The sequence below is a fragment of the Bdellovibrio sp. genome (assembly GCF_036384735.1).
Classification (GTDB): Bacteria; Bdellovibrionota; Bdellovibrionia; order Bdellovibrionales; family Bdellovibrionaceae; genus Bdellovibrio.
Genome location: NZ_DASVLT010000047.1, coordinates 104,280 through 123,495, shown reverse-complemented (window position 1 = coordinate 123,495; position 19,216 = coordinate 104,280). Strand labels below are relative to the sequence as shown.

The 19,216-nt window shown below is 45.0% G+C and carries 22 protein-coding genes; 14 read left to right on the top strand and 8 right to left on the bottom strand.

Annotated features, from left to right (window positions below):
* The first annotated feature begins 58 nt into the window (after positions 1-58).
* Positions 59-727: a YkgJ family cysteine cluster protein gene (locus tag VF412_RS13805; protein ID WP_331339830.1), complete on the top strand. Its 669-nt coding sequence runs from the start codon at positions 59-61 to the stop codon at positions 725-727.
* A gap of 2 nt (positions 728-729) precedes the next feature.
* On the opposite strand, the gene VF412_RS13800 is transcribed toward VF412_RS13805, so the two are convergent.
* The 4 genes from VF412_RS13800 to VF412_RS13785 all read right to left on the bottom strand — a co-directional run bounded on the left by VF412_RS13800 (position 730) and on the right by VF412_RS13785 (position 4,820).
* Positions 730-1,179 carry a hypothetical protein gene (locus VF412_RS13800; protein WP_331339829.1) on the bottom strand — a complete coding sequence of 150 codons (450 nt, stop codon included), beginning with the start codon at positions 1,177-1,179 and terminating at the stop codon, positions 730-732.
* Between the two features lie 12 nt (positions 1,180-1,191).
* Positions 1,192-2,355 carry a DNA topoisomerase VI gene (locus VF412_RS13795; protein ID WP_331339828.1) on the bottom strand — a complete coding sequence of 388 codons (1,164 nt, stop codon included), beginning with the start codon at positions 2,353-2,355 and terminating at the stop codon, positions 1,192-1,194.
* On the bottom strand, positions 2,355-4,124 hold the full coding sequence (locus tag VF412_RS13790; protein ID WP_331339827.1) for a DNA topoisomerase VI subunit B: 1,770 nt from the start codon (positions 4,122-4,124) through the stop codon (positions 2,355-2,357). The genes VF412_RS13795 and VF412_RS13790 overlap by 1 nt, the downstream gene beginning before the upstream one ends.
* Positions 4,125-4,472: 348 nt before the next feature.
* Positions 4,473-4,820, bottom strand: a complete 348-nt coding sequence (locus VF412_RS13785) for an HNH endonuclease (RefSeq protein WP_331339826.1) — start codon at positions 4,818-4,820, stop codon at positions 4,473-4,475.
* 133 nt (positions 4,821-4,953) lie between these two features.
* Between VF412_RS13785 and VF412_RS13780 the strand changes: the two genes are divergently transcribed.
* A complete protein-coding gene (locus tag VF412_RS13780) occupies positions 4,954-6,108 on the top strand; it encodes a cyclic nucleotide-binding domain-containing protein (protein WP_331339825.1) in 1,155 nt (384 codons plus the stop codon).
* A gap of 1 nt (position 6,109) precedes the next feature.
* Positions 6,110-6,796, top strand: coding sequence for a PilZ domain-containing protein (locus VF412_RS13775; protein ID WP_331339824.1), 687 nt, complete (start codon positions 6,110-6,112; stop codon positions 6,794-6,796).
* On the opposite strand, the gene VF412_RS13770 is transcribed toward VF412_RS13775, so the two are convergent.
* Entirely contained in the window at positions 6,775-8,700 is a 1,926-nt protein-coding gene (locus VF412_RS13770; protein ID WP_331339823.1) for an LTA synthase family protein, read from the bottom strand. The genes VF412_RS13775 and VF412_RS13770 overlap by 22 nt on opposite strands.
* Positions 8,701-8,839: 139 nt before the next feature.
* On the opposite strand from VF412_RS13770, the gene VF412_RS13765 reads away from it, so the two are divergent.
* The 4 genes from VF412_RS13765 to VF412_RS13750 all read left to right on the top strand — a co-directional run bounded on the left by VF412_RS13765 (position 8,840) and on the right by VF412_RS13750 (position 11,113).
* Positions 8,840-9,067 (top strand): BolA/IbaG family iron-sulfur metabolism protein, encoded by a 228-nt coding sequence (locus VF412_RS13765; protein ID WP_331339822.1) that lies wholly within the window; start codon positions 8,840-8,842, stop codon positions 9,065-9,067.
* A 78-nt stretch (positions 9,068-9,145) separates the two neighbouring features.
* Positions 9,146-9,454 (top strand): Grx4 family monothiol glutaredoxin, encoded by a 309-nt coding sequence (gene grxD, locus VF412_RS13760; protein WP_331339821.1) that lies wholly within the window; start codon positions 9,146-9,148, stop codon positions 9,452-9,454.
* Positions 9,455-9,459: 5 nt separating this feature from the next.
* On the top strand, positions 9,460-9,669 hold the full coding sequence (locus VF412_RS13755) for a DUF2892 domain-containing protein (RefSeq protein WP_331339820.1): 210 nt from the start codon (positions 9,460-9,462) through the stop codon (positions 9,667-9,669).
* Positions 9,670-9,733: 64 nt separating this feature from the next.
* Positions 9,734-11,113: an FAD-binding oxidoreductase gene (locus VF412_RS13750; protein ID WP_331339819.1), complete on the top strand. Its 1,380-nt coding sequence runs from the start codon at positions 9,734-9,736 to the stop codon at positions 11,111-11,113.
* Positions 11,114-11,213: 100 nt separating this feature from the next.
* On the opposite strand, the gene VF412_RS13745 is transcribed toward VF412_RS13750, so the two are convergent.
* Together VF412_RS13745 and serA are read right to left on the bottom strand one after the other, a co-directional pair.
* Positions 11,214-11,462 carry a hypothetical protein gene (locus tag VF412_RS13745; protein WP_331339818.1) on the bottom strand — a complete coding sequence of 83 codons (249 nt, stop codon included), beginning with the start codon at positions 11,460-11,462 and terminating at the stop codon, positions 11,214-11,216.
* Between the two features lie 114 nt (positions 11,463-11,576).
* On the bottom strand, positions 11,577-12,782 hold the full coding sequence (gene serA, locus VF412_RS13740) for a phosphoglycerate dehydrogenase (RefSeq protein ID WP_331339817.1): 1,206 nt from the start codon (positions 12,780-12,782) through the stop codon (positions 11,577-11,579).
* Between the two features lie 209 nt (positions 12,783-12,991).
* Between serA and VF412_RS13735 the strand changes: the two genes are divergently transcribed.
* From VF412_RS13735 to VF412_RS13705, 7 genes are all read left to right on the top strand, one after another.
* Positions 12,992-14,350 (top strand): sigma-54 dependent transcriptional regulator, encoded by a 1,359-nt coding sequence (locus tag VF412_RS13735; protein ID WP_331339816.1) that lies wholly within the window; start codon positions 12,992-12,994, stop codon positions 14,348-14,350.
* Positions 14,347-15,282, top strand: coding sequence for a phosphatidate cytidylyltransferase (locus VF412_RS13730; protein ID WP_331339815.1), 936 nt, complete (start codon positions 14,347-14,349; stop codon positions 15,280-15,282). The genes VF412_RS13735 and VF412_RS13730 overlap by 4 nt, the downstream gene beginning before the upstream one ends.
* Positions 15,279-16,076, top strand: a complete 798-nt coding sequence (locus VF412_RS13725; protein ID WP_331339814.1) for a lysophospholipid acyltransferase family protein — start codon at positions 15,279-15,281, stop codon at positions 16,074-16,076. Before VF412_RS13730 ends, VF412_RS13725 begins: the two co-directional genes overlap by 4 nt.
* Positions 16,063-16,974 (top strand): MBL fold metallo-hydrolase, encoded by a 912-nt coding sequence (locus VF412_RS13720; RefSeq protein ID WP_331339845.1) that lies wholly within the window; start codon positions 16,063-16,065, stop codon positions 16,972-16,974. Before VF412_RS13725 ends, VF412_RS13720 begins: the two co-directional genes overlap by 14 nt.
* Before the next feature lie 77 nt (positions 16,975-17,051).
* Positions 17,052-17,708 (top strand): YkgJ family cysteine cluster protein, encoded by a 657-nt coding sequence (locus VF412_RS13715; protein WP_331339813.1) that lies wholly within the window; start codon positions 17,052-17,054, stop codon positions 17,706-17,708.
* Between the two features lie 44 nt (positions 17,709-17,752).
* Positions 17,753-18,583: a YihY/virulence factor BrkB family protein gene (locus VF412_RS13710; RefSeq protein WP_331339812.1), complete on the top strand. Its 831-nt coding sequence runs from the start codon at positions 17,753-17,755 to the stop codon at positions 18,581-18,583.
* 133 nt (positions 18,584-18,716) lie between these two features.
* Positions 18,717-19,025 (top strand): putative quinol monooxygenase, encoded by a 309-nt coding sequence (locus tag VF412_RS13705; RefSeq protein ID WP_331339811.1) that lies wholly within the window; start codon positions 18,717-18,719, stop codon positions 19,023-19,025.
* Positions 19,026-19,030: 5 nt separating this feature from the next.
* Here VF412_RS13705 and VF412_RS20070 read toward each other — a convergent pair whose 3' ends face one another.
* Positions 19,031-19,216, bottom strand: coding sequence for a DUF2892 domain-containing protein (locus tag VF412_RS20070; RefSeq protein ID WP_349259011.1), 186 nt, complete (start codon positions 19,214-19,216; stop codon positions 19,031-19,033).

Sequence of the window (19,216 nt, the reverse complement as noted above, 5' to 3'; positions counted from 1 at the left end):
TGTTTAAAAGCCCCTTCCTCATTGCAAGGAAGGGGGAAGTCCTCTTAGACTGTAATCAATGACCGCTGATACTTTCTTTTCCTCTCATACCAAACTCACACGATCTTTAAGAAAGTTCATCACCGATTATGAAGCGCAACTCGAACCTGCTGTCTTCGAGGCTTTCCTGCTGAATCTGCACGACGAATTAGAAAATGCCAAAGCCCAGATCTTTTCTCTACCTCCCGGAGAAGCGCGTGCTCGCAAACTTCAGCAACTGGTTGATGATGAAATCGCCAATGGCTCGGACATTCCGGTGAGCTGTCAAAAAGGTTGCTCTGCTTGCTGCCATATGGAAGTTGAAATCACAACCTATGAGGCAGACATACTAAGGGACCAGTTAAAAAATGGAGTGACGATTGATCGCAACCGCTTGCAAAGACAAAGCGGCAGATCCTTACAAGATCCTTTGTGGAAACAAGGTCCCAGGAATCCAGACAGTCGCTGTGTGTTTCTAAATGATGAAGGCTCGTGCAGAATTTACGAACATCGTCCTGTCATGTGTCGCCGCCATTCGGTCACTTCACCAGCAAAAAACTGCGACACTCTGGACGACAAGATCACCATTCGCTATTTTCCTCGCGTGGATCTTTATATCAGCGCTGCCAATGAAGATGCCAAAGTTAAAGTCGGTCCCCTAGCAAAAATGCTACAGATGGAACTATTGTCGAGCGACTCAAATAAATAAGACTATTGATTTGAAGTTGACGGGTATTTTGATTCAACCGGAATTACCACAGCAGTGATATCCGCAGGAGAAATATTCACCGTGATTTTTCCCTGATAGCGCTCGGAATCCACTTTGAAAGTGTAAGCACCAGCTGGATAGGTTCCTGCGAAAACAAAATTTCCATCCATGTCGCTATTCGCTTCATCAATCATCTTCCCGTCGGAATTAAAGATTTGTACTTTCGCGAATTTCAATGGGATGGCGATTTGATTTCCCACCATCAAACGACCTTCAATGCGTGTGTGGTGTTCTTTCGCTGTTGTTTCGGGGCGAATGATTAAATCGCCCCCCGCTGGAGCCATATCAAAGGTCGTTTCACCCGCCTCATCGGATGATTCCGGCACCGTCGGTTGACTTGCGCAAGCACCAAGGAACATCGCAAAAAGCATCAATGCAACGACCGATTTCATGACCCTGCCTTACTACACGTAAGATCCGCGTTTGATTTTTTCGAGAATCAATTTTTCTGTCTTGATAGGATCTTTCGGGTCTACAGAGAAATAAGACTGCTGTTCGCAACGTACTTTTTCTTTGATCAACCAGCGAAGAATGTCCGCCAAGGCCTTATTCTTTTTATCCAAGAAGAACGGATCATTTTCCAAAGCATCTTTAGCCTTTTTCAAAGCACGTGCTTCAGCTGGATCAGATTCTTTCACTTTGTAGTGAGGAAGATCGTATTTCTTTACATCTTCAGGCAACACACCTAAGAATTTCACATTCGGTGCAGAGAAGTCAGCATTACGGATCAAAGATGCCGCAGAGCCGGCCTTTAGTGTACGATAGATATTTTGCAACGTGTACGCATCGAGGTCTCCGAAGAAGTACATTGGCACATCCAATTCTTCTTGGATCAATTTCGCCCAACCACGAACACCGTTCGATGGAACCCCTTGAGCACCCATCACGATACAGTTGTTACGTTTCGTAAAACCCATTGTAACAAGCGTATTCGCCGTACCTTCTGACTCGACGATCAAGCAGAAGTCGATTTTCTTTTTCGCCTTCAATCTCAAAGCTTGAGGTTTATTTTTCGGCTGGAACGGAGACGTACCCAAAGTTGAAAGATCGATCACCGCACGGTCACCGTCTGCCAAAGTCTCTGTCACAACAAGCTGTTGAGAATAAGTTTGTCCACCACGGTCATTGGCAAAAACGTTCAATTCCTCACGATACACTTCGAGCATATCGCCGATGAAATCAATGATCGCATCTGATTCCGGTTGGTCTTCGAAATCCAAAGGCTTCAAACGAGGATTGCCTTTGATCTCGCCTTTACAGATGTAGTAAAGCTCACGCTTCGTATTGACGTTTCCGACGTCAAGGTTACGAAGCAAAATCTCAAGAATGAAAACCACGCGGGCAAGTTTTTGTACAGAAGACACGTTCAGCTCTGTACGCACAACTTTATCACCTGGAGTTAAATACCCTACTTTGGCGTTGTATAAAGAGTTGTCCAAAGAAGTCTTCACAGCTTCCAAAACGGGACGCTTCGAAGATTCGAGGTCTTTCAACATCTTGTCAGCCAAGATGCGGGCCTCTTTAGGAATATCAATTTTTAAATCGCGGATGCTGAGTAGTTTTGCCATTACGCTTTTTTCCCAGTCGTTTTCTTAGTAGTTACCTTTTTTGTCGTCGTCTTTTTAGTTCCTTGCGGAGACTCTTCCAACGCTTCGTCGACAAGATCTTCAGAGCTGATCACATCAGTTTCTTCTTCATCACCGTGATCAATGCCTCTCTTTTTCTCGCGCTTTTTTTGCTCTAACAATTTAGATTCTGCTGCTTCCAAATCCGCCATCGCCTCTTCAGAATCGCGTCCCAAAAGCTTTTTCAAACCTTCTTCGGCTTTTTTCTTACGAGACTCTGGAGCTTTGATGATTCTTGCTAAACCCTCTACCAGGATCGGGCCGAATTGCTCGATGTGAGCCAATTTTCTTTCAAGATCCGCTTCTTTCACTTCTTTTTTGATGTGACGAGAAAGCTTTTGACCTGCTTGGATCAAAGCAAGACGGATTTCGCTGACCAATTCTTCAGAAGCATCAATGGTTTCTTTCGAAGCATTTTTAAATTTAATGAACGGAGAAACAATTGAAACCGCGAAGATGTAAGGACCTGATGGCAAACTGTCTTTAGGTTGCGCAAGACCATAAGATTTCCAGTTCACAGATTCGATTGCCCATGTGATCGCACAGCCTGATTTATCGAATTGCAACGGAACGCGGTTCGCAAAACGAAGCAATGTCACTGGAGAATCCGCCTCCTGGTTACGAGATTTGAAGCGTGCAAGCGCCACCTCGACAACCACTGGTTTAAAGTCACAAATTGTCGGTTTACGAGTCACAACTGCAAAGAAATCGATCTCACCCAAACGAGTGATTGACTTCGACAAGGCCTCTTCACCCACAGTCAAAACTGACTTTGTAGACGGAGCCATCAAGTCTGTGTTTTGCACAGCTTGGAAAACTTTTTTGAAATCTTCTTCTGACAAAGACGTCAAAGGCTTTTCAAGCAAGCCCTTCGGAAGGCCTTTTTTCACGAACTCAGAGATCGATTGATCAGAAATACGCGAAAAACCCGTTTTCAAGAATTTAGACAAAGTCGTTTTACCGAACAATGTCGAATGAGTGATAAATTCACCTAGTTTGAAAGTATGAGGATGTGGCAAAGAAGCCTCTGGAACTTGCGGAACATCTTGGCTCACGCGAGTTACAGTGACAAAGTCATTCTCCATCAATTTGTAAGTGATCGTCATGTGAGGGTTCACAAGGATTGTCCCCTCGATGTATGTCAAAATACCACCGTCACCGTTCAATTGAATGCGTCCATCAAGAACGAATTCAACACGAGTTCCATGCTCACGATCCCAATCCAAAGTTTCTTTATTTTTTAGAACACCCGTATTGGATTTGATATCCACGTCGACCTGAGCAGACACGGCTTTGCGCATTTTTTTAGTTTTGGAAACGACGTTCACCCCACGGGCATTCGTCATTTGCGCCCATGTTGTTGCAGCTGAAATACCGATACCTTGTTGGCCGCGAGAACATTGACCACGGCCAAATTTAGAGGAAGCAAGATACTCACCATAAACTTTGGCAAGGTCCTCAGCCTCGATACCAGGTCCGTTATCTTCAACGACGATACGAATAAGATCCGTGTTCTTTGTTGAACCCGTTCCTACTTTAGAAATCTCAACCAAAAGATCTGGAAGAATGCCCGAAGATTCACAAGCATCCAAAGAGTTATCTACTGCCTCTTTCAAGGTCGTCAAAACGGCCTTCAAAGGGGACGAGAAACCCACCTGCTGTAGGTTCTTAGCAAAATATTCCGCTGTGCTACTTTTTGTAATTTTGCTCACAGTCGCTTAATCCTTCACACAATGTTAACGAATTTTATAAAGGACTCCTGTCCTCGCCCCCTGCGGGCTAGCGAAAATTTGGCCTTCCTGGCCAATTTTTAATGAATAACTTTGATAGCTTAACGCGAACGCAGGTGGTCAAATCAAGACCAAAGCCCCAACGCTGCTCGGCGTAAAAATGAATGTGAGGTCCAGAGATGGTTTAAAAAATCGCCCATTTTTGTAGCGTTCTCCTCTGAAAAGCCGCTTCTGAAGGCTCAGAAAACCCCAGAAAAACCCTCAAAAAGATAATGAGCAGCTACTGAAATACCCCCTTTTTCGTGCCTTTTTACATCTCTTTTTGGGTATTTATTCTTCAGTTTCAGATTCATCGTCGGGGGAAATTGCTGTTTCATCTTGAGGCGCAGAAGCCGTTTGCAGCTCCTCCATCGCTATTTCAGCGCGGGTTTTATAACCCTTTTTCGAATTGCACTCTTTGCAGGAAGGAACGCAGTTGTTCTTTGTGGATTTTCCACCGCGAGCAATCGGAATCAAATGATCCATTGTAAGCTCAGCAGGTTTAAAGCGCTCACCACAGTGATAACACAGGCCTTTTCCAACTTCCTGTTTCCACCATTGGCTTTGACGAAGCTCTTTCGCTTTCGCCTTTTCTTTCTTTTGATGAGCGGCCGGTGCGGCCTGGAAGAAATAATCCATCTGCCCGCTTTATAGCCTAAAACAGCCCCGATTTCCATATGGTTTTCTAGACCTTATTCCTAAAGCCCAGGCTTCACTTTAACGTCTCTTTTGCCGATAGGATCTCGAGAATATTCGTGGTGGGAGTGAAGCTATGTCTGTAAAAACCTTCAAAAAAGGTGAATTGATCTTTAAAGATGGCGACAAAATCACGTCGGTTTATCTGATTCAATCCGGTGGCGCGAGCCAGTGTTTGATTCGCGGTAAAAAGAACATCGATCTTTTCCAATTGGGCGCTTCTCACATTTTGGGTGACCAAGTTATTCTTGGCGCTGCGACTCACCCGACCTCTGCTATTGCCACAACAGAAACAAAGGTTTTGGAAATCCCTGTAGAGACTTTGAAGTCTCACTACGAGGGCGCTCCCCAAATGTTGAAGGTCATCATCAAATCCCTGGCTGATCGTCTGCGCTTGGCAATGAATGAGGTTCGTTCCGCAAAGCTCGAGAAAGATTCTTCTCCGTGCCCTGAAGATCAAGTGGCAAAAGCTTTCGGCGCCGTTTTCCATACAGCAAATCACAAAGGCGATAAATCAACTCCAGGCCGTGTTGTTGTGGATTGGAATTTGATGAAGCAGTATTCACAACGCGTGATGGGTGAAGGCCCGAAACGTTTGGAACAAGTGATTAACATTCTTGTGAAACTGAAACTTGCTTTGTATGAGATGGGCAAAGCCCCCGACAATCCAGATGGTCCCGACGAGATTCAAAAAGTTCACTTCTTGGATTTAGGCTTAGTCGAAAGCTTCTTTGAATTCTATCAATATTATTATTTTAAAGGCGGCCGCTCCGACTTGTTGAAAGTGGACGAGCTTTGCCAACAGATGCTAGACGGCTTGCTGAAAATGGCGGACGGTCAAGAGGTTGACCGCTTCGGTATTGTCAGCGTGGACTTCGCCAAGTTCAGTGAATACTGCAAAAATGAAATCGGCATTAACTTGAACAACGACCACTTCTCGCGCTTAGAGGGCAAAGGCGTTTTCATGAAAAGAAAAAATGCCAGCAGCAATGGCGGTGGCGTTCTTTTGCAATTTGAAATCAAAGAGTTCCGTTCGATCTTCCAAAGTTGGAAAATGCTTCGTGAGATTGAAAAATGGAACGAAAAAGGTTTCGTCGACATGGACGAAAAAGAAGAAAAGCCCAAGAAAAAAGTATCTGGCGGCCCCGCGTGCCCAGCTTGCAGCGCTGAACTTCAAGCCGGCGCCAAATTCTGCAGCGAATGCGGTCACAAGATTGTAGCGGCGGCATAAAATGAGTGAAGCATTAGTCATTTTCAAAGCGATCGGCTCTGAGCAAGAAAAGCAAATGCTTTTGCAAAAGTTTTTGTCTTCTCAGGGTAAGGTCACTCTAAAAGATAAATTCGAACGTGTGATCACAATGAAGGTGCTAAGCCTGAATTCGCAGTTTCATTTGAAATGTACACCGCCTGAAGAGACGTCGATGAACTTCGCTGAAAGTTCTATCTTTATGGCAAGCTTTGAGATGAATGGCGAAAAATATCTATTCGAAACAAAGCCGACAGTAGCTGAAAACTATATCTCTTTGCCGGTGACACATTTGTATCACATGCAAAGAAGAAGAAATTTCCGTTATATCCTTCCTCAGGACTACTCGGCGGAATTTGTCGTGAATTATTTGAATCAAACGGTTTGTGCACATCACTGTCGTTTATTGGATTTAAGCACAGAAGGCTGTGCCATTGAGATTCACCAAGAGGAAACAGATTGGAAATTGGAAGACCTTGTTCAAGCAGAGATCTTCCTCGGTGATCGCGATCCGATCATTGTTCAGGGTGTGATTAAAAACATCCGCGCCCGTGGCGTCAGTCACTTGGTGCTAGGAGTGGAATTCAATCACCTAGCCAATCCCAGCGAACACAAGATCATCAGCTATTTGACTGACCTTCAGCGCGAACTTTATTTCCGCAAAGCCGGATAATAAAGCTTATTATCCCACATACCTTCATTAAAATACTGAATGCTGGCTTTGAGTTTCTTAGTCAGCAATTCTTTGCGCTCTTTAGGTTCTTCTAATGGTTTTTCCCCTACTCGATCTGCCATAGCAAACATCAGAGGTTCGCCATGTCCCGGCGACCAGCGCAGACGATAGTCTTTCGAGAACAGTAAATAACGATCGTCAATAAACACCGTTGCTGTTTTATCTCCAGGGATAAAGACCGAGCTACCTAGATAGTTTTCGTCCTTGTTACGAATACCAAGGAAATCCAATACCGACGGCAAGATGTCAATCTGCTGCACAACCATACTGCGATCCACAGCTGGAAATTTAAACGTCGGATGATACATTATCAGCGGCACCTCATAATCGCCCACTTCATTGTCAAACTCGGGCAAGTAATGCTTTGACGTATGATCGGCAGTGACAATGAAAAGTGTATTTTTATACCAAGGCTTCTTTTCTGCTTCCGCAAAAAACTTTTGTAATGCCATATCCGTATAAGAAACCGTTTTCAAAATTTCAATGGGCCCTTCAGGAAATTGCGCTACATACTGTTCAGGCACCTTAAATGGATGATGAGAACTCAAGGTAAAGACAGAGCTCATAAACGGCTGAGGCAACTGATCCGTTTGTTTGAGCATATATTGCAAGAATGGCTCGTCCCAAATTCCCCATATACCATCGTCGTCCTTGCTATTGTTGTACTCGCGAGAACCAAAGTATTTTTCAACCCCGGCACTTTGCATGAAGGAATCAAAATACATTGTCCCGTTATGACCGCCATGGAAAAAAGCTGTCGAATATCTTTTCGGAGTAAGCAAGGTTCCCAAGCCCAAGAAATAGTTTGCCGTGAAGTGCGAAGAAATGAACGGTTCGCTCATCAGTGCTGGAATCCCCGCCATCACAGCGGCGACTCCCTCGATGGATCTGCGACCATTTCCATAGGCATGATCGAAAACCAAAGATTTCTGCATCAAGGAATCTATAAAAGGCGTATAACTTTTGCCGTTATGAACACCGACGTATTCCTTACCAAAGCTTTCAATAATGATGATCACGATATTCTGTGGACTCTTTGGACGCTTCCCTTCCATCAACGAGCCATCCATAGAACCATTCAGATACTTCAACATCTCCAATTTATTGCTGAAGTATTTCTCATGTCTGATTTCTTTAGCACCAAAACTTTTAATGAACGTGAACGAAGAATTTAAAATCAGATTATTCAAAACCGGTGCAGTAAAAATGTTCGCATTCACAAAACTGATGGGCTTGCTTTGCAAACCACCACGAATACCAATCACTGCCAGTACAATCGTCACAAAGCAAAGAAATCCATGGGCCACCCAGTGTTTCGCGGCTTTCGCCAAATCAGAAGGCCAGACAACGTTGAATTGTTTTTTTAGAACCTGCCAAGATACCCAGGCAAAGGCCACAGTGATGATCGTGTTAACCAAAAAAAGTGGCCAATAAGTGCCAACAAAACCGGTTAGCTTTCCCTCAGCCTCACCTAATATGAAAAGGGTGTCGTAGGTAAATCTGCGACCTACAAAGTTGATAAATTCCGTATCAATCAGGTTTAAAATTAGAAATGGAATTTGGATCAAGGCGAAGACAACCCATGTCCCCGTCTCCCAAATCCATTCCCATTTTTTTGGCCATGGAAAGAACGACAAAAGCAGAACGGGAGCACTCAAAACAAAGGCCGCCGAGATATCAAAACGAATCCCCACCAGCATTGAAAGCAGCAAATCCGAAATCGCCTTGTGACGGAAAAGGTTCCAGTTCCACAGCAAAAACTCGGTCCTTGCGATGAAATAGAAAAAGACGACAACAACAATAAGAGCAAAGATCTTTAAAATACGCTGTGATGGCCCAAACATGGGAGCATCCTACGCTGACGAGCCGCATTAAGCAACTTAGAATGCCCCCTGACCATGGCTGAACCGCCTCTGAAAAGCCTTTTGCAAAGGCCTGTCGGGGGCTGGACTTAGTTCGATGACAGTGATACTTTCCCCCTCTATGACAGCAGACCAAATGAAACAAAGACTCGAAGAAAATTACCCGGAATCAAAGATTGAAGTTTTCGATCTGACGGGCACTCAAGACCATTGGGAAGTTTACGTGGAAAGTTCTCGTTTTGCGGGACTGAGTCGTATTCAACAACATCAGCAAGTGATGGGATGCTTTGGTCCAGAATTAAAGACCGGGGAAGTTCACGCGCTGTCAATTAAGACTAAGATTAAATAATTGGCTTGCACTTCGGCGTTGCGGGCGGATCTCCCTTCGGCGCTGTCGAAATATTCAAGATATACAAAAGGAAAGATAATGAATCCTACTCACCAAAAAATCGATGGCATTCTTGGCCAACACAAAGTTGTTCTTTTCATGAAAGGAACTCAACAGTTTCCAATGTGCGGTTTCTCTGCCCGTGCATGCGCTATTCTTCAAGATATGGGCGTCACTTTCCACGACGTGAATGTTCTAGATGATGAAGAAATTCGCTCAGGCATCAAAGAGTACGGCAACTGGCCCACTATCCCACAACTTTACGTTAACAAACAATTGGTCGGCGGCAGCGATATCATGATGGAAATGTATCAATCCGGTGAACTTCAAGAGATGTTGAAAGCCTAACATCCATGCGATGCAATGTAGCCCTTTGGGATCGTATTCTGCGTTTTATTTTCGGCGTGAGCTTGACCGCTTACGCTGTCGCAGGCGGTCCTTTTTGGGCCTACATTGGCATTTACGGTCTCATTACTGCCGCTTGGGGCTTGTGTCCTGCCTACGCTTTCTTTAGAATCAGAACTCTGAGAGACTACCAAAGACCGCTGACCGAAGAAGATTAATTCCTTTCCACGAATCAGCCGTCATGATCTCATGAACTGATTAACGTTGCAGATAGGAAGTTATATGTCAGCCCTTCTCGAACTTGAAAGTTTCCTTAAAAAAGAACAGATCAAAACTGACGAAGAAAGTTTGAAGTACTGGGGTAAAGACTGGACAACATACTTCGACGTTAAAGCTTCTGCCATCGTGTTCCCGCAATCCACTGAAGATGTTGTTGCTCTTGTTAAGTGGGCACGCAAAAACAAAATTTCTTTGATTCCTTCTGGCGGCCGTACAGGTTTATCAGGTGCTGCGGTGGCAACTCAAGGTGAAATCGTTGTTTCCTTCGATCAAATGAATAAGATCAAAGATTTTAGTCCCGTCGATCAGACTGTTGTGATCGAGCCTGGCGTGGTCACTGAAGCTTTGCAAGAGTTCGCTCATTCAAAACATCTTTTCTATCCTGTTGATTTCGCAGCTGTGGGTTCTTCGCAAATGGGTGGAAATATTTCTACGAACGCCGGTGGCATCAAAGTCGTTCGTTACGGATTGACTCGTGACTGGGTTGTTGGCTTGAAGGTAGTTACTGGCACAGGCGATGTTTTAGAATTGAATAACGGCCTTGTGAAGAACGCAACAGGCTATGATCTTCGCCACTTGTTCATTGGTGCAGAGGGAACACTGGGCTTCATCACAGAAGCGACCATTCGCCTCGCTCCAGCTCCCCCTCCAATGAAAGTTCTTGTGATGGCGGTCAGCGGCCTTGATGCCGTTATGAAAATCTTTGCCGAGTTCAAAACGAAAACATCTTTGGTCGCGTTCGAAATGTTCTCTGATAAAGCCTTGGCAAAAGTTTTAGAAAATACAGGATTGCCAGCGCCCCTTGAAACTCAAGCTCCGTTCTATGTTTTGTCCGAAGTAGAAACTCGCAACGAGCAAGATGAGGAACATGCTTTGGGCGTTTTCGAAAAATGCCTTGAAGAAGGTTGGGTTCTTGACGGAGTTATCAGTCAGTCCGATGTTCAAGCCACAACATTCTGGAGATACCGCGAAGATATCTCTGAATCCTTGGTGAAGTATTCTCCTTACAAAAACGATATTGCCGTGACGATCTCAAAAGTTCCGCCATTTATGGCTGACCTAGATAAAGTATTGTCCCAAGCTTATCCGACATGGGAAGTTGTATGGTTCGGCCATATCGGTGATGGCAACCTGCACATCAACATCCTTCGTCCTCCAGGTATGACGAAGGAAGAATTTGTCAAAGAATGCCGCAAGGTCGATGTGATGGTTTTCGATACTGTGAAGAAATATAAAGGCTCGATATCTGCCGAACACGGTGTTGGACTTACAAAGAAATCCTTCCTAAACTACACTCGTTCAGAAGGTGAAATCGCACTTATGAGAGGCATCAAGAAAGTCTTCGACCCGGATAATATTATGAACCCAGGCAAAGTCCTCTAAACCAAAAAAAGCCAGCTTAAGCTGGCTTTTTCGTTTTTAACATCCCACGAAACGTTCCGTGGGTCTTTCTTTTTGAAACTAACAAAAATAATCTGCAAATTTATTTTCTATCGATGCAAGAGCCGATTACGATGGCGCGATCAATTTGGTAGCGTGTAAAAGTTTGGCATGTTTGCCGTTCAGTGCAAGCGGCGCGAACAATAAGTTGACCTTGAGAATTTTCAGCAACCACGTTATTGCCATCACACCAAGAAAGATAGTGAATATCTGGTTCGCTTGTAGAACCCTCTTGGAAGTATGCGAATGCTGGGCTTGCTAAAAGAACAAAGGCCGCGATCAAAGTTTTCATTTTAAATTCCTCCAAAAGTTATAAAAGTTCGGAGGGTCTAACACGAAAAAAACAGGGCCTCAATCGGCCCTGAAAATAATCTAGAAAAGTTGACGATTGTTAATATTCCACGAGCTAGTAAACGACTCGTGTGCGAATGGAACGATTGAGTTTCCCAATCTCTTCCGCCAAGCCTTGGGCTTTTGAAGAATGAAGATCCATCACCAGATAACCGATGCGTTCATCTGTAGAAAGATACTGTCCTTCGATATTCGCACCCGCGCGGGAAATAAGACCATTGATCTCTCCCAAGACACCCGGTTCGTTTCTGTGCACATTCAACAAGCGAGAAGTTCCCTGCTTCACAGGCAAATCAACATTTGGGAAGTTCACAGCGCCCGAAGTCGAGCCAATCTTCAAATAACGGCGGAAACTTTCCGCGACCTCGATACCGATGGCGAATTGAGCCTCTTCCGTACTGCCCCCGATATGCGGAGTCAGAATCACGTTCGACAACCCTTGAAGTGGTGATTGGAACTTGTCTTTGTTCGAAGCTGGCTCTTCCGGGAAGACATCGATGGCACAACCGGCAACATGCTTCGATTTTAAAGCAGCGACCAGTTCGTCAATAACAACCACCGTTCCACGGCTGGCATTGATCAAGTGGCTGCCCGGCTTCATGGCGGCGAACTGCTCTTTACCCATCAAATCTTTGGTCTCTGGAGTTTCAGGGACATGCAAGGTCACAAAGTCAGATATTTTCAAAAGCTCTGAAAGACTTGGCATTGAAACTGCGTTTCCTAGAGGAAGTTTTTTGACCACATCGTAGAAAACAACTTTCAAACCCATGGATTCAGCAAGGATGCTCACTTGGCTGCCGATGTGACCGTAACCCACGATGCCCAGTGTCTTCCCGCGCACTTCATGGGCCCCCACTGCGGATTTCACCCACTCCCCGACGTGAGCTTTTGTATTGCGATCTCCAAGCTGACGAGATAGCGAAATCATTTCTGCAATCACAAGTTCTGCAACAGAGCGTGTGTTCGAGTGAGGAGCATTGAAAACAGGCACTCCCTCTTCACGAGCACTGACAAGATCAACTTGATTTGTACCAATACAAAAGCAGCCGATCGCGATAAGATGTTTATTGTTTTGCAAAACCTTTTTTGTGATTTCAGTTTTCGAGCGAATACCCAAAACATCATAGTTCGGAAGCAGCTTGAGAAGCTCCTCTTCAGACGGCGCGTGAGAGATTAAGTCAACTTTAAAACCTTCACTAACGAGCCTTTCTTTTGCTACTTCGTGGATGTTTTCTACAAGAAGAATTCTAAGCGCGCTCATGGAGCCTCCAATTCAACAATTTTACTCTCAAAAATACATCCGCGTCACGCGAACTCATTTTAAAGGGCCAGACGCAAGGCGCGAGGAGGACGCTGTACGTCTCGTACTGCGACGACGAGCAACGCAGTCGGATGGTCCTTTAAAATGAGTTCGAATATGCTGTGCGCAAAAGGTACACAAAGGTCTCTAGTCGAGCCATCCTGAAGTCTATGAGCAACACTCGAGTTTTCTCTCTACTTGTCGTCGATGACGACCCGCTTATTCATCAATCACTGAAGATGATTTTGCCATCTCAATGGAAGATGTTTTCGGCTCACAGATTGGAAGCCGTTCAGTACGAACGTTTCTATCATGCGGCTTTCGTGGATATGCATCTTGAACCTGGAACAACCAAGGCCGCAGGTCCAGACGTCATCGCAAAGTTATTGAAGCACAATCCACAATTAGACGTTGTTGCGATGTCTGGAGATTTGAATCGCCAGTTGATGGAGACTTGTCTCAAGGCCGGTGCGCAAAAGTTTTTAGCAAAACCGCTGATGAGCGAAGAAGTTCAATTGATCTTAGAAAAAATGGAAGCCTTGTGGGATTTGCGCAATGTCGATCCACACGCGGACCGCGACACGATCCGCTGGGTCGGAAGCTCCGAGGCCTCGCAAAGAATTAAAAAACGTATCGCCGAACTTCGCGGCGAGAGTAATTCAGTTTTGATCGAAGGTGAAACAGGTTGCGGTAAAGAAGTCGTTGCTCGTCTTCTGAACGAACAAGAAGGTGAACGCCCTTTCATTGCCGTGAACATTGCAAGTATCCCTGACAATCTTTTTGAATCGGAAATGTTTGGTCACGTGAAAGGTGCCTTTACCGGTGCTGATCAAAACAAAGTGGGTTTGACAGAGGCTGCCAACGGTGGCGACTTGTTTCTTGATGAAATCGAAGCTTTACCTTTAGTTCAACAAGCGAAACTTTTGCGTTTTCTTGAAACAGGCGAAGTTCGCCGAGTCGGCGCAAAAGAAAGCACTTTCGTTAAAACTCGAGTGATCGTCGCTAGTAATAAGCCTTTGGATAAAATGGTCGCCGCTGGGGAATTTCGCGAAGACCTTTTGTATCGCCTGGCTTCGCAACGTGTTCAACTGCCTCCATTGCGTGAACGTCTGGATGATATCGATGCTTTGGGAAAACATTTTCTTGAGGCAGAACGTCCGCGTAGAAACAAAAGTTTCACGGATGACGGATTAGAGGCCTTGAAGAAATACAACTGGCCAGGTAATGTGCGCGAACTAAAGCGCGTGTGTGAACAGTTGAGCCTGACCTCTCCCCTGCCGTTCATTCGTGAAGAAGATGTGACAGCATGGCTGAAACCTGCGGCTTCAGCGACAGGCGCACCGTCTTATACTGTGATCGATTTTGCAAAAGGCCTTTCCACTTTGGTGGATGAATTTGAGGCGCATGTGATTCGCACAGCTTACAAGCAAACAAAGGACGTTGAAAAGACTGCGGCCTTGCTGCAAGTGTCTCGTTCGAATCTTTATAAGAAACTTAGTGAATATAAGATCCAAGAGGATACTCCATGAATTTTAATTTCCCAATTCAACTTGATTTGCCTTCGGCTTGGGAAAGCCATATTTATCGCCAGACGGTGTTCATCGTTCTTTCGATTATTTTCGTTTCCGGCGCGATTATCTTTTTCTTCAGAAACAAGAACTATTACTTCGTTCAATCATGGGCGAGCATTAAGAGCTGGCTGATTGCCGCTCCGTTGATGTTCATTATGATGGGTTTGCCAGAGCCTTGGCCTTTGGTGATGTTGGTATGTATTGCAATCTTTGGTGCGAAGGTCTTTTTCCAAATTATGGGGATGTTCCATCGCAGCTTCTTTGTGATCATCTGTTATCTGGGAATTATTGGTCTGGCTTTCGCCTGCTACTTCAACCGTTTGGATATATACAACGTCACACCGATGATGGTGTTAGGCGCAAGTTGCTTGGTGCCATTGGTCCGCAATTCATACAAACGCATGATTCAGTATATTTCTCTGACGTTGCTGGCGTTTATCTTCCTAGGATGGTCATTCATGCACTTGGGTTTGATCATGCGCTTCCCAAATGGTGTTTTCCAAGTGATGTATCTGATTATCCTGACAGAGTTCTGTGACAACACGAACTTGGCCGTGGGTCGCTATATCGGCGGATGGAAGCTGTTCCCTGGCATCAATCCTCGTCGCTCCATTGGCAGTACGGCGGTTTCTATTGCTCTGACCTTGTTCCTTGCAGGATGTATGCGTTTTCTTTTGCCTGACGGTTCTGAAAAGTATTGGCTAGCATCAGGGCTTGTTGCAGGTCTTGGTGGCTTCGTCGGTGACCTTGTGATGACAGTGGTTCGTCGCGATGCGGGCATGAAAACAGTGGGTCCTTTCATCATTGGTCGCGGTGATTTCTTACACCGCGTGGATCGTTTGATCTTTGTGGCTCCGATTTATTATTACGTAATGACGGTTATTCTATGAAGGATTGGGATTACGAAAACGAGCAGTGGACCAAACTGCCGACTTATCTAAAACACTTGCCGCTGTTCACTCGTCATATCGACTTGTTCAGCGTGTGCATGCGTTTTTTGTGGTCGATCTTTCTTAAAAATATCGCATTTAAGTTTTACATTCGCCTGAAGGTTAAGGGCACGCCATTTAAAGAACTTTATAAGACTCAGCCAAAGCTCATCATCATCAGCAATCACGCTAGCCACTTAGATGCGACGTCGATTGCAGCAGCGATTCCTCGCCGTTATTGGATGAGCACTTACATCGCAGCAGCAAAAGATTATTTCTTTTCAAATCCCCTATTCACATTCTTTTCGCAACACTGCCTCGGCGCCATCCCCATTGATCGCAAAGATCGCAAGGGCGAAGCCGTGAACTTGATCTTGAAACTTTTGAATGAGCTTCCCCGCATGTGGTTGATCATTTTCCCAGAAGGTACACGTTCGCAAACTGGCAAAGTGCAAGAGTTCAAACGCGGTGTTTCGATCTTCGCTGAGAAAACACATACGCCGATTTTGTTCACCTACCTTGAGGGCAACTTGGATTTATGGCCGAAGGGTCAGTTCTTTGCAAAACCAGGGAAGCTTGTTTTGCACGTAGGTCCGGTCCATCCTCCCGCACCGATCCAACAGGTTTATACTGCTTATAAGTCATGGGTTCTAACGATCAACCCAGACGCATTCGTCGTGAAAGACGAAGCCGCGCCAGAGACTGCGAAATCCGCTTCCGTATCCGAGGAGGTATCAAGTGATGACATCGAATAATTCACAAACTCAAAATGAAAAAGCTCATTTGAAGATTGGCGACTACGAAGTCTGCCCGATTCCAACAGGGATCTTCGGTCTTGATGGCGGCGCCATGTTCGGAACGGTTCCAAAAATCCTGTGGGAGAAAACAAATCCCACAGACGATAAGAACCGCATCGAAATGGAAGCTCGTGCGTTGTTATTAAAATCTCCGAAAATGAATATCTTAATCGACACTGGCAACGGTGGAGACTTCATCGCAAAGTATGGCGAAAAATTAGGATCAAAATTTAAAGAGATGTACAATATTGATGAAAACGGTCCTTCACTTATTAACTCTTTGAAAGCTCATGGGTTAAAGCCTGAAGATATTCATCATGTAGTACTCACTCACTTCCACTTCGACCACGCAGGTGGCGGAACGACTGAAAAAGACGGCAAGCTTGTTCCAACCTTCCCGAATGCAAAATATTGGGCACAAAAAGGAAATTTGGAAACCGCAAGCCACCCTAATTTGCGCGAGCGTGCTAGTTACTATCCCGCGAACTATCAACCGCTGATCGATGCCGGTGTTTTGAATTTGATCGATGGAAATATCGAGAATTTCCTTCCAGGTTTGTCGGCCTTTGTCTCTGATGGCCACACTCAACATCAACAGATGGTGAAGGTCACGGATGGAAAGACAACATTGCTTTATTGCGGTGATGTTGTGCCGACTTCGACTCACGTAAAAATTCCGTGGTTGATGGGTTATGATTTGCAACCTCTGGTATTAATGGAAGAGAAACAAAAATACCTAGGCCAAGCCGCAGATCAATCTTGGTATTTGTTCTTCGAGCACGATCCTTATTGCGATGCTGCTTTGATCGCACGTAATGGCCAAGACTTCGCCGTTCAAAAAAGATTCTGGCTCTAGGTCCTGGAGAGGTCTGGAGTTCACTTCTGTTAAAAATAAGACAATTTTTCCTAAGGCCGCCATGATAGCCTTAGGAGATGAAGAAAACAGCGCAGCTCAGAGCTTTGCTTGAGCAATATAAGACCGTTTTAGCCGAAGAAGAATTTTTGAGTTTCGACCGCGAAGTGACTCGCCTACTGAATCACTACTTTGAAGTTCTATCTCAACTCCCTGCGGGTGCAGAGCGTGGTCGCAAGGTTCAAGCCTTAATCGACGAACAAGTGGACGCCAGCTCACACATCAAAACAACTTGTCAAAAAGGCTGTGGGGCTTGCTGCCACCTTGAAGTTGAAATCATGAAAGATGATGCTGTCATCTTGGCTGACTCTTTGGCGAATGGGACAACCTTGAACCACGAAGACCTTCTTCGTTTGTCAAAGCGCGAGCGTTTGGATAACGAGTGGAAAAAAGGGGCTGTGTCTTCAAATCGTTGCGTTTTCCTTGGGGCTGACAATGCCTGCCGCAACTATTACAACCGTCCGACTGTGTGTCGTAAACACTCGGTAGTGTCTCCGGTTGAAGAATGCGAAAAAATCGGCGGCAATCCCGTTCCAAAGCTTATGCCGATGGCCGAGATCATCATGAGTGCTGCGATCAATCAGCCTGATAATGAATTTGGATCTTTAGCGAAGATGTTGCAGAAAGTGTTGGATGAAAGAGCCAGCGCCTTTGCAATGCCCGAAGCCGAACTCTAGTCATCGAACTTGCCCCTGCCAGCAAATTACTATAAAAACAAGCTATGGCGGAATTGTTTAAAAACGACATGTTCACAAGACTCTGGCAAGTGCTGAAAAACACCAGCCGACAGATGCGCGATGGGGAATTACAACTTGTCGCTGCCAGCTTGTCGTTTTCAACTATTTTAGGAATGGTTCCCTTTTTGGCGGTGGTACTTGCGACCTTTCAATCCATTGGTGGGTTGGATGCCCTTTATCCAAAGGTTGAAAGCTTTCTGCTCGTCTATTTGCGTGAAGCTGCAGGTGGCGATGTCACCAAGCTCATTCGTATTTTTATCAAGAATATCAATGCCGGAAAATTAGGAACAACAGGTGCGATCTTTCTCTTCATCACGTCTATGAAGCTTCTGCACGACATGGAGGTGGGTATCAATCGTATCTGGGCTCATCCCCGCACTCGTCCATTTTATCGTCGCTTGATTTTTCAGTGGGTTTTGATCCTTTTAATTCCGGTAGCTTTAGCGATTTATGTGGGCTTCATTTCCTTGGAGCAATTCCAATTCGCTCGACGAATTATTCCTGTGGCGGTGACAAATGGTTTGGTTTTGGTCGCCAGCGTTTTCTTAATCTACAAATTAGTACCTGATCTAAAGGTTCGCACGAAAGCAGCCTTCATCAGTTCATTGATTGCAAGCGTTGGGCTTCTTGCCGTTCATAAGGGCTTCGCATATCTGACAGTGGAAGTTTTCAATTACAATAAAATTTATGGTTCGTTTGCAGCGTTACCGATTTTGCTCTTGTGGCTCTTGATTCTTTGGTACGTCCTTCTTGCGGGCATGGCACTGTGTGCTGGCATTCAAAAACGCAGCACCACCCACAGCGATATCCTATAGAGCTATTTTCCAACTTTAAACCAATCGATATTCAAACAGTGCAACTCTTCCGAGGGCGAAGGTTTGCCAATCGCTTGCAAGTTGGTAGCGAAATAGAAATGAAGAGTGTAGCATGGTGTGTACCGAGGTTTATATGATGATCATCGTGGCACGCTGGACCGTTAAGATTGAATCTGTTGCACGTGTATTAGATCTTATGGAAGAAATGATTGCGGCGACTCGAAAAGAGTCTGGCAATCTTCGCTATGATCTTTTCCAAAACCCCTCTTCGCCGCAAATGATTTTAATTTATGAAGAATACAAAGATGCGGAGGCCATCGAAGCCCACCGCATGTCTGAACATTTTCAGAATATAGTTGTGAAGCAGATCCTTCCCCACTTAGAAGAAAGATCTGTCCAAGTTTTTACCGCAGCTGCCTCGTCTTCACCATTAAGTTCTTGAGTCACTCATTGTTTTTTAATTTTCCTCAAGATTATTTCTAGAGGGCAAAACTTGGTGAAACTAGATTGAAGTAGGTTCGCGCCGACAAAGGCCGTAAACCAAAGCCAATTGGGCGAGTGATAGTGCGCCAACAACAAACTCGCTAAAATAAAAGTTCCTGCAAATGCTCGGATCTGATTTTCTATTGTCAT